The organism is Tahibacter sp., assembly GCF_035481375.1.
Classification (GTDB): domain Bacteria; phylum Pseudomonadota; class Gammaproteobacteria; order Xanthomonadales; family Rhodanobacteraceae; genus Tahibacter.
In genome coordinates, this window is sequence record NZ_DATIGT010000120.1 from 17221 (window position 1) to 27662 (window position 10442).

Sequence of the window (10442 nt, forward strand, 5' to 3'; positions counted from 1 at the left end):
CACTCCGTTAGCGGCCCGCGAGGGCATCGACGATTTTCAGGCGCTGCGCGCGCAATGCCGGCAGCAGGCCCACGGCCACGCTCATCAGCGCGATGGCGATCAGGGCCGTCGTCCAGACCGAGCCGTCGACGCTGATCGGCAGGAACGCGCCGATGGTTTTTTGGATCGCGATGCCGAGCAGCGTCGCGACGCCCATGCCGATCAGTCCGCCGATCGCGCAGAGCGCGACGGCTTCGGCCATGACGAATCCGAGCACGGTGCCGTCGGAGAAACCCAGCGTCTTGAGCACGGCGAGTTCCGGAATGCGTTCGCGCACGCTCTGCGCCATCGTGTTGCCGACGACGAGCAGCAAGGTGAAGAACACCGCGAACAGAATCCAGCGAACGAGCAGGCCGACATCGCCGATCTGCTTGACGAAGCCTGCCTGCCAGTCCTTCTCGGTCTGGCTCTTGGTCTCGTCGGGCGAGTTCTCGTACTTCTTGTCGACCGCCTCGGTCACGCTCTGCGCGACGTCGCTGTTGGCAAGACGCAGCACGTAGATACCGGCAGCGCCGCTGCCGAACTGGTTGGACTCGTTGAAGTATTCGTAGTTGATGAATACCGCGTTGGTCTGGCGCTGCCACTGCTCGTCCTTGCCGTCGTAGATGCCGACGATGTCGAACGCCCAGTCCTTGCTGCCGTCTTTCTGCGGAAAGATGTTCGACTTCAGCGGCAGCTTGTCGCCGACCTTCCAGTTGTACTGGTTCGCGAGCATGCGGCCGACAATCGCGCCGGTGCGCGTCTGCGCGAACGCCGTCCAGCTCGCGTCGTCCATCACGTATTCGGGATAGACCGCATGGATGCGCGCGGGATCGACCGCGAACGTGAAGATCTGCGTGTTCTCGCCATGCACGCCGCCGAACCACTGCTGGAACATGACCTTGTCGACGCCGGGAACGGCTTCGAGTTCGGGCAGGATGCGCAGCGGCAACGACTGCGTGAACGACACGCGCGCCTGGACGACGACGCGCGTCGCGCCGACGAAATCAGAGCCTGCATTGAACATCACGTTGACGGCCTGCAGCAGGCCGAACAGCAGGAAAGCCATGATCACGGAGAGCAGCGTGAGCACGGTGCGGGTTTTCTTGCGAAACAGGTTCGCAAGCACGAAACCGGTCTTGGTCATGGGATGGGCTCCGTCGCGCTCAGTGCGCCGCTTGCTCGGCGAGCTGGCCCTTGTCGAGGTGCAGCGTGCGCTTCGCGTATTCGGCCGCACGCGGATCGTGCGTGACCATGACGATGGTCTTGCCGTGCTCGCGATTGAGCGTCTGCAGCAGAGTCAGGATTTCATCGGCGGTCTTGCGGTCGAGATCGCCGGTCGGTTCGTCGCAGACCAGCAGGTCCGGGTCGGACACGATCGCGCGTGCGATCGCGACGCGCTGCTCCTGACCGCCCGAGAGTTCGCGCGGCTTGTGCTTGCCGCGCTCGCCGAGGCCGACGACCTGCAGCGCGATCGCGACGTTCTTCTTGCGCTGCGCCGCGGACAGTTTCGTCAGCAGCAGCGGCAGCTCGACATTGCCTTCGGCCGTCAGCACCGGCATCAGGTTGTAGAACTGGAACACGAAGCCGACGTGCGTGGCGCGCCATCTCGTGAGTTCGGCGCTGCTGAACTTGTCGATGCGCTTGCCGTCGATCGACAGCTCGCCCGAGGTCGGCTGGTCAAGCCCGCCGATCAGGTTCAGCAGCGTGGTCTTGCCGGAGCCCGACGGCCCCATCAGTGCGACAAAGTCGCCTTTGGGAATATCCAGCGTCAGTCCGTGCAGCACTTCCACTTTCTGCTTGCCGCGCGTGTAGCTCTTGGTCAGGTCACGGATGCTGATGAGGGTGCTCATGATGGGCTCCGGTTCGAAGGCAGGGAATCTTGCGAATGGGCGGACAGCGCGCGGCGCGCGCGTCACTGGGTCTTGGTTTCGACTTTGTCGCCGGTCTTCACGCCGTCGGGCGGCGCGAGCGCGACGCGCTCGCCGGCGGCCAGCCCGCTGAGCACCTGGCGCGAACTCGACAGGCTCTGGCCCAGCGTGACTTTGCGTTCTTCGAGACGACCGTCCTTGACGACGTAGGCCAGCGACGCGTCGCCGACGTTCTTGATCGCGTCGCTCGGCACGAGCACGCCCGGCAGCGGCCTGGGCGCTTCGCCCTGCACCGGCTTGGCGTCGCCGAGGAACGCGACGCGCGCGCCCATGTCCGGCACGATGCGCGCGTCTTTGACATCCATGCCGATACGCACCTTGACCGTGGCCTTGCCGCGATCGGCGGTCGGAATGATCGCGATGACCTTCCCCGGAATCTTCCAGTCCGGATAGGCGTTCAAGGTGCTTTCGACGGGCTGTCCCGGCTGCACGCGGCCGATATAGGACTCGTTGACGTCGACTTCGATCTCGAGCGAATTCATGTCGACGATCGTGCCGATGCCGGTGCGCGTGAAGCCGCCGCCGGCGGACATCGGCGACACGATTTCGCCGGGCTGCGCGGCCTTGACCGTGATGACGCCGGCAAACGGCGCCTTGACGACGGTGTTGTCGAGATTGACGCGAGCCATGTCGACGCCGCTCTGCGCGACGGCGATCTGGCGCTCCTGCGCGGCGATGCGCGCTTTCAGCGCGGCCACGTCGGTCGCGGCGTTTTCGCTGAGCTGCTGGCTCGTCAGCTTACGCGCGACGAGATCCTGCTGGCGCTTCAGATCGCGTTCGGCGCGCGCGAGCTGCACCTTGTGCTCGGTCAGCTGCGCGCGCGCCGCGTCGAGCTGGGTCTGCGCCTGGTCGAGCTGCGCCTGTGCGTCGACCGGATCGAGTCGCGCAAGCACTTCGCCTTCCGCGACGGTCTGGCCTTCTTCGATGCGCACTTCCGCAACGCGGCCGGTGACCTTCGCCGACACCGTCGCCTGGCGCCTTGCCGTGACATAGCCGCTCGCGTCGAGCACCGAGGAACTGGCCGCGACGGCCGGCGTGATCGGCTGCGCGACGGCCGTCGCGACGACCCAGGTGGTGCCGCGGCCGAGCGCAAACCATGCGCCGGCAGCGGCGACGACGAGAAGAGCGATGCCTACGCCGATCCAGCGTCCCTTGCGGGAAGGCTCCGGCGGCGGCGCGCTGCGATCGATGCGCAGCTCTTTGAGCATTTCGGTGTTGTCCACGATTCCACCATGTCCTGCGTGAGGTCGATTGCGGCAATCGCGGGGCTTTCCGCTCGCCGCAACGGCGAAGTGTGCCATAGACTGCCGCGTGCGCCGTGGCGCCGACAGGGCCGCCGATCAGCAATTGGAGGTGACAGGTGTCAACTCAGGCCAGCGCCGGCTATTCCGGCACCCCACTTTCAAAAAAGCTCGGTCTGAAGGCAGGTCTGCGCGTCGTGCTGCGCGGCGCGCCCGAGGACTACGCGACGCTGACCGCATTCGATCTCACGAGCTGCGACGTGCGCACGCGCGCCGGTGCATTCGATTTCGCCCACGCCTTCGTGCGTTCGCGCACCGAACTCGACGCGGCGCTCGCCGCGCTCGATCCGCATCTCGACGACCGCGGCATGATCTGGATTTCGTGGCCCAAGAAGGCGTCGAAAATCGCGACCGACCTGACCGAGGACGGCATCCGCGAACTCGCGCTGCCGCGTGGCCTCGTCGATGTGAAAGTCTGCGCGGTCGATGCGACCTGGAGCGGGCTGAAGCTCGTGCGGCGCGTGGAGAAGCGCGGGAAACCGTAGGTTGCGCTGAGCCGCAGGCGAAGCCCGCCGTCGAGACGCCCGCTCCCGGCGAACGCCGGGCGGAGCGAGTCGTTGTTTGGCAGGCGAAATGGCGTGGCGCGTTTTTCTCCGCCACGGGTTCTTCGTAGCAGAGTCACCACGATGTTGGGGTTCGCCTGCGGCTCACCCCGACCTACCGATGCCCGTATTTCTCGTTGAGTCGCTTGCCGAGCGCCTTGTTCAGCACCTTGGCTTCGCTCTTGCGCTTGAGCTGCGCTTCGAGGCTGCTCGCCTGCGCCTGCAGTTCGTCGCGCAGTTTCTGATAGTTTGCCCAGCGCTCGGGATCGAGTTCGCCGCTGTCGAGCGCGACACGGACGGCACAGCCGGGCTCGGACTGGTGCGCGCAGTCGCCGAAGCGGCATTGCATGGCGAGGCTGTCGATGTCGGCGAACTGGCCGGCCTGCAGGTCTTCCTCGCCGGTCAGCTTGAGCTCGCGCATGCCCGGCGTGTCGATGAGGCAGCCGCCCTGCGGCAGCGGGATCAATGCGCGAAACGTCGTCGTGTGCCGGCCGCGGCTGTCGTGTTCGCGCACGGCTTTGGTCGCCTGACGTTCCTCGCCGAGCAATGTGTTGGTCAACGTCGACTTGCCGACGCCCGAGGATCCGACGACCACGGCAGTGCGACCGGTGCCGAGATAGGGATGAAGCACGGCGACGCTGTCCGGGTCCTTTGCGTTGACCGCGTGGACGATGATGTCCGGCGGCAGGACTTCGCCGACATCGACGAGCAGCGCATCGAGGTCGTCGTGACGGTCGGCCTTCGTCAGCACGACGACGCAGGTCGCGCCCGATGCCTGGATCAGCGCGAGATAGCGTTCGAGCCGGCGCGGGTTGAAGTCGCCGTCGAGGCCCATGAGCACGAGCACGCTGTCGACGTTCGTCGCGATGAGCTGGCGCTGATAGCGCTCGCCGGCCGCGGCGCGCGACAACGTCGCATGGCGCGGCAGCACGGTCTCGATCTGCGCCGGCTTGCCGGGCTTGAGCAGCACGAAGTCGCCGACCGCGGGTCGCTCGACCGGATCGAGGCTGCGCTTGAGGAAGCGCGGCGCCGGCTGCACCGTGAACTCGCTGGCGCCGTCATGAACGACATAGCCGTTGCGATGTTGAATGATGACGCGCGCCGGCAGATGGCCGGACGGCACGTCCTCGGGCAGCACGATGGCGTCGCTCCAGCCGATACGGGCCAGGCGCGCACGGAGTTCCGGGGTCAGCATGGGGCGGATTCTAACCGCAGCCCGAGGCCGGGCTGCGGTGGAATTGCTGGACGCGCGGCTCAGCGCTTGGCGACGACGTCGGCCTTCTTCGCTTCGGCACGCAGGGCTTCGACTTCGCTGCCGTCGCTGAGCGCGCTCTGGCCGGCGACGACGACGTCGGTACCCGGGCTCAGACCGTGCAGCACCTGCACGTTGTTGCCCGACTCGTAGCCGAGCTTGATCGCGACGCGCTGCGCCTTGTTGTCGCGGATCACGAACACGCTGTTGTCGCGGTCGCCGGTGAGCAGTGCCGTCTTCGGGACCAGGATCGCCGCGGCCACGTTGTCGTAGGCGATGTCCAGTCGCGAGAACAGGCCCGGGCGCAGCTTGCCGCTGGAGTTGTCGACGGCCACGACGATGTCCACCGTGCCGCTGGCGGCATCGACGACCGGGCTGACGCGCTCGACTTCGGCACTGAAACGCTCTTCCGGCAGTGCGTCGGCGTGGTAGTCGACGATCTGGCCAGGCTTCAGCGCGGCGCTCGCGCGCTCCGGAACGCGCAGGCGCGCCTTGAGTTCGCGGAAATCGGCCATCTCGAACGCGACCTCGTTGACCTTGAGCAGCTGGCCCTGTTTGACCCAGCGGCGCGTGACGACTCCATCGAACGGCGCGATGACGGCGCACTTGGACAGACTCAGACGCGCGAGGTCCACTTCAGCCTTGCGCGTGGTCAGGTCGGACTTGTTCTGCTCGTAGGTATTGCGCGCGATCAACTGGCGCTGGAACAGGCTTTCGTTGCGCGCATCCTGATGCTTCAGGCGCTCGAGTTCGGTTTCGGCCTGGCGCAGCAGCACGGCGTGGCGCTCGGCGTCGAGCTTGGCCAGCACCTGGCCCTTGCGGACGAACTGCCCTTCTTCGGCGCCCAGCGACAGCACGACGCCGCCGATCTCGCTGACGACCTTGGCTTCGCGCTCGGCTTCGAGCGTCGCGGTGCCGGCGTAGCGTGCGGTGATATCGCCCTGGGTGACGGCAGCGACTTCGACCGGGATCACCTCGGCCTTCGGCTCTTCGGCCTTGGGCTTCTCGGCGGCGGTCGTCGACTGAGCCTCGCCGGCGCAGCCGGTCAGCAGCGGCCCCGCTACGGCGGCCGACAGCAGGATCAGGGAGGCAAAAACAGACGTCTTCATGGCGATCTCTATTGAGATAGTGTTGTAGTAGACTACAACACTAGTTTCGAAACGGTCAAGTCCATCGTAGCGAGCCGGTGTTACGGACCACGACTGCCGGAAGAAACAATGACTTCCGGCTGCCTCGGCAGGAATGCTCGCGGCAGCCCGGACCGATCAGGCCACCGACGCCGAACGCAGAAATGACCGGGTCAGCCCGCGAGCCGCAAAACATTCCCGACCGTATTTCCAGACATGCAGGTCCCTCTGATGCGCGTGCGGCAGCAAAGGTTGCGCCAGGCGACGCCGCGGTCGCGCACCGTCCGACGCAACGCAGCAAAGCGCCGGTTTTTTGCCATAAATGTGACGGACCGTTGTTTGGACATTCGCCGATCAGCCGCTAGGATGCGGCGACTCGAAAAGGACCCACCGCAATGCCGCAGCGCACCGTTCCCGTCAGTTCCCGTCTCGGTGATGTTCGTTACGAGATCCGCGGGGCTCTGTCGCGACGCGCCCGCGAGCTCGAAGCCGAAGGCCGCCACATCGTGCGCCTCAATATCGGCAACCCCGGTCTGTTCGGTTTCAGCGTTCCCGCGCATCTGCGCGACACCATCAATGCCAACCTGCATCGCAGCGAGGCCTACTGTCATCAGCAGGGTCTGCAGGGGGCGCGCGAAGCGATCGCCGCCCGCGAAGCGGCCCGCGGCGCGATCGGTGCGCACGCCGACAACGTATTCATCGGCAACGGCGTGTCGGAACTGATCGACCTGACCCTGCGCGCGTTGCTCAACAGCGGCGAGGAAGTACTGCTGCCGAGCCCGGACTATCCGCTCTGGAGCGCGGCGACCGTACTCAACGGCGGACGCGCGCGCTACTACCCGTGTCCGGCGTCGCGCGACCATCTGCCCGATCCCGACGAGATCGAAGCCCTGATCACGCCGCGCACGCGCGCACTCGTGCTGATCAATCCCAACAATCCGACCGGCGCGGTCTATCCGCGCGAGCTGCTGCAGGCGCTGGTGCAGGTCGCCGAGCGTCATCGCCTGCTGCTGCTGTCCGACGAAATCTACGATGGCATCCTCTACGACGGCGCCGAGTTCCATCCGCTCGCCGCACTGGCCGGCGAAACGCCGTGCATCACTTACAGCGGCCTGTCGAAGATGCATCGCGCCTGCGGCTACCGCGTCGGCTGGATCAGCCTGTCGGGCGCGCCGGCGAAGTTCGGCGAATTCCGCGCCGCGCTGGATCTTCTTTCCGCGTTGCGCCTTTGCGCGAACGTGCCGACGCAATGGGCGATCGAGCCCGCGCTGAACGGCCCGGACACCATGAGCGAACTCGTCCGCGACGGTGGCCGGCTGCATGCGGCACGACGTGCCGTCATCGACGGCGTGGCGCGCAGCGAGTTCCTCGATGTGATCGCGCCGCAGGGCGCGCTGTATGCGTTCCCGTCGGTGCGCACGCAGCGTCTCGACAAGTTCGACGACGAAGACTTCGCGCTCGAATTGCTGGAGACCGAAAGCGTGCTGGTCGTGCCGGGCGGCGGCTTCAACATCCGCGAACGCAATCACTTCCGCATGACCCTGCTGCCGCAGCCGGGCGAGATCGACGAGGTGTTCACGCGCATCGACCGCTGCCTCGGCCGCATCGCCGCACGCGGCGCGCCGGCGCGTCATGTGGCCTGAGCTGCTGCTCGCCGGCATGGCGGCCGGCCTCTCGAGTGACGACGCCGAACCGCTGCGCTATCTCGCGCTCGGCGATTCCTACACGATCGGCGAAGGCGTCGCACCGGAGCAGCGCTGGCCGCAGCAGCTCGTCGCGCGCCTGCGCGCCGACGGCATCGCGATCGGCGATCCGCAGATCGTCGCGACGACCGGCTGGACCACCGACGAACTCTCGGCCGGCATGGACACGGCCACGCTTGTGCCGCCCTACGACTTCGTGAGTCTGTCGATCGGCGTCAACAATCAGTACCGCGGCCGCGATCTCGACAACTACCGCCGCGAATTCGCCGCGCTGCTGCAGCGTGCGATCGCACTCGCGGGGCTGCGTCCGGAACGCGTCGTCGTCGTGTCGATTCCCGACTGGGGCGTGACGCGCTTCGGCCGCGAATCCGGCCGCGAGTCCGCGACCATCGCGCGTGAACTCGATGCGTTCAACGCGATCAATCGCGAGGAAGCGCGGCGGAAGCACGTGGCCTGGGCCGACGTCTGCGCGATTTCGCGCGACGCCGGCGCCGACGCCGCGCAGCTCGCCGAAGACGGTCTGCATCCGTCGGGCCGCCAGTACGCCGGCTGGCTCGCGACGATTCATCCGCTCGCCAGGCAGGCGCTGTCATCGCCGTGACCCGGTTCGGCAACGCAACGGAGACGCGACGGTTCTAGTCTTGCGCCGGCTTGACTACCAGAGCGTGCCATGGAGCGCCTGCGCTTCCGCAGCATCTTCATTTCCGACGTTCATTTGGGCACGCGCGACTGCCGCGCGGACTTTCTGCTCGATTTCCTGCGCTCGACACGCTGCGACCAGCTCTACCTCGTCGGCGACATCATCGATCTCGAGGCGATGGAACTGGCGCCGTACTGGCCGGCGCGACACAGCGAAGTGCTCGCGGAATTTCTCGACATTGCCGCAAACGGTACGCGCGTCGTCTACATCCCGGGCAACCACGACTGCCGTTTCCGCGGCATGGCCGGCCAGTCCATCGGCGCGATCGAGGTCCTGCTCGACACCGTCCACACCACCGCCGACGGCAAGCGCCTGCGCGTCAGCCACGGCGACGAATTCGATCCGGAACACCAGGGCAAGACCTGGCTGACCTGGTTCGGCGACTACGCGTACCGGCTGATCTGTCTGGCCAACCGCAAGCTCAATGCGCTGCGCCGGCGCCTGCGCCTGCCCTACTACGCGCTGTCGATTCTCGCGAAATCGCGGATCGGCAAGGCCCTCGCCTACATCCGCCGCTACGAATCGCTCGCGACCGCGCGGGCGCGCGAACTCGGCCTCGACGGCCAGATCTGCGGACACATTCACTTCGGCCATCTGAGCGAACACGACGGCGTGCTGTATCTGAACGACGGCGACTGGGTCGAGCACTGCACGGCGCTCGTCGAACACCTCGACGGCACGCTGGAACTGCTGCACTGGAGCGAACGCCGCGCCGCGCTGATGCGCGCGGCTGCCGGCGAGTCGCGACCGCAGCTTGCACCGGTTCCGGCCTGGGCGCAGGCGCTCAGCGCGCGCGGCTGAAACGACGACGCCGGCATGAAGCCGGCGTCGTCGCAGCCCTGAAACGATGGGCTTACGGAATCTCGGTCACGTTGACCGTGACGACGGCCGAGACCTCGTGGCCGTTGTCGTCGGTGACCGTGTAGCGGATGCGGCCCGGCCCGTTCGTGCCGTGGATGTGCTCGAAGCGGATCGTGCCGTTCGCGTTGATCGTCAGCGTCGCCTGGTGCGGACCGAGATTTTCCACGGCGATCACGCGCAGCAGGTCGCCGTCGGGATCGCTGTCGTTGGCCAGCACCGGGATGTCGACCCCGCCGCCCTTGAGCACGCCGATCGAATCGTCGAGCGCGACCGGCGGACGATTCGCGCCGGCGGCCACGGTGACCGCGACCTGTGCCGTCGCGTTGCCGCCGCGACCGTCGTTGATCACGTAGCTGAAGCTGTCGCTGCCCTCGAAACCCGCGGCCGGCGTGTAGGTCACCGTGCCGTCGACGTTGCGCACGGCGATGCCGTGAGCCGGCGTGCCGACCGACGCGATCGACAGCGTGTCGCCGTCGGGATCGCTGTCGTTGGCCAGCACGGCGATGCGCACCGGCGTCGCCGGCGGCGTCTGCGCGGTGTCGTTCGCCGCGACCGGCGGACGATTGCCGCCGCTGCCGATCGTGACGGTCACCGTCGCGGTATCGCTGCCGCCGAAGCCGTCGCTGATCGTGTAGGTGAAGCTGTCGGTACCGACGTAGCCCGCGGCCGGCGTGTAGCTGACCTGACCCGCGGTAAACGTCACCGTGCCGTGCGCCGGCGAGGACGTGCCGACGACCGTCAGCGGATCGTTCTCCGGGTCGGTGTCGTTGGCGAGCACCGGAATGCTCGTCGCCGCGGCGTCGCGCGCTATCGCGATGCTGTCGTCGGCCGCGTTCGGACCGGTGTTCGCGAACTCGCGCGGACCCAGCGTCGTCGATGTCGCGCTGCGTTCGAAGCGGTACACGTCGACCGTGCGCTTGTGCTGCGCCGGATTGCGCAGCGCGCGCTCGATCCAGGCCGCCGGTGCGGCGACCGGTTCGCGCCGCCACTCGACCGGCTGCGCCGGC

General features: G+C 67.1%; 10 protein-coding genes. 4 read left to right on the forward strand and 6 right to left on the reverse strand.

Annotated elements, in window-relative coordinates; genetic code table 11:
- Window positions 1–7: 7 nt before the first annotated feature.
- The 3 genes from VLF18_RS07855 to VLF18_RS07865 all read right to left on the reverse strand — a co-directional run bounded on the left by VLF18_RS07855 (window position 8) and on the right by VLF18_RS07865 (window position 3175).
- Window positions 8–1165: an ABC transporter permease gene (locus VLF18_RS07855; protein ID WP_325279069.1), complete on the reverse strand. Its 1158-nt coding sequence runs from the start codon at window positions 1163–1165 to the stop codon at window positions 8–10.
- 19 nt (window positions 1166–1184) lie between these two features.
- Entirely contained in the window at window positions 1185–1871 is a 687-nt protein-coding gene (locus tag VLF18_RS07860) for an ABC transporter ATP-binding protein (protein WP_325279070.1), read from the reverse strand.
- 62 nt (window positions 1872–1933) lie between these two features.
- Window positions 1934–3175, reverse strand: a complete 1242-nt coding sequence (locus VLF18_RS07865; protein ID WP_325279077.1) for an efflux RND transporter periplasmic adaptor subunit — start codon at window positions 3173–3175, stop codon at window positions 1934–1936.
- Between the two features lie 134 nt (window positions 3176–3309).
- Between VLF18_RS07865 and VLF18_RS07870 the strand changes: the two genes are divergently transcribed.
- Window positions 3310–3735 carry a DUF3052 domain-containing protein gene (locus VLF18_RS07870; RefSeq protein ID WP_325279071.1) on the forward strand — a complete coding sequence of 142 codons (426 nt, stop codon included), beginning with the start codon at window positions 3310–3312 and terminating at the stop codon, window positions 3733–3735.
- 172 nt (window positions 3736–3907) lie between these two features.
- Here VLF18_RS07870 and rsgA read toward each other — a convergent pair whose 3' ends face one another.
- Entirely contained in the window at window positions 3908–4987 is a 1080-nt protein-coding gene (gene rsgA / locus VLF18_RS07875; protein ID WP_325279072.1) for a ribosome small subunit-dependent GTPase A, read from the reverse strand.
- Between the two features lie 59 nt (window positions 4988–5046).
- A complete protein-coding gene (locus VLF18_RS07880) occupies window positions 5047–6153 on the reverse strand; it encodes an efflux RND transporter periplasmic adaptor subunit (protein ID WP_325279073.1) in 1107 nt (368 codons plus the stop codon).
- A 413-nt stretch (window positions 6154–6566) separates the two neighbouring features.
- Here VLF18_RS07880 and VLF18_RS07885 point away from each other — a divergent pair, with 413 nt between their 5' ends.
- From VLF18_RS07885 to VLF18_RS07895, 3 genes are all read left to right on the forward strand, one after another.
- Entirely contained in the window at window positions 6567–7814 is a 1248-nt protein-coding gene (locus VLF18_RS07885; RefSeq protein ID WP_325279074.1) for an aminotransferase class I/II-fold pyridoxal phosphate-dependent enzyme, read from the forward strand.
- Between the two features lie 16 nt (window positions 7815–7830).
- Window positions 7831–8475, forward strand: a complete 645-nt coding sequence (locus tag VLF18_RS07890; RefSeq protein WP_325279078.1) for an SGNH/GDSL hydrolase family protein — start codon at window positions 7831–7833, stop codon at window positions 8473–8475.
- Window positions 8476–8544: 69 nt separating this feature from the next.
- Window positions 8545–9375, forward strand: coding sequence for a UDP-2,3-diacylglucosamine diphosphatase (locus VLF18_RS07895; protein WP_325279075.1), 831 nt, complete (start codon window positions 8545–8547; stop codon window positions 9373–9375).
- A gap of 52 nt (window positions 9376–9427) precedes the next feature.
- Here the strand turns inward: VLF18_RS07895 and VLF18_RS07900 are convergent.
- Window positions 9428–10442, reverse strand: a 1015-nt coding sequence (locus VLF18_RS07900; RefSeq protein WP_325279076.1) for a cadherin-like domain-containing protein, incomplete at its 5' end; no start/stop codon positions are given.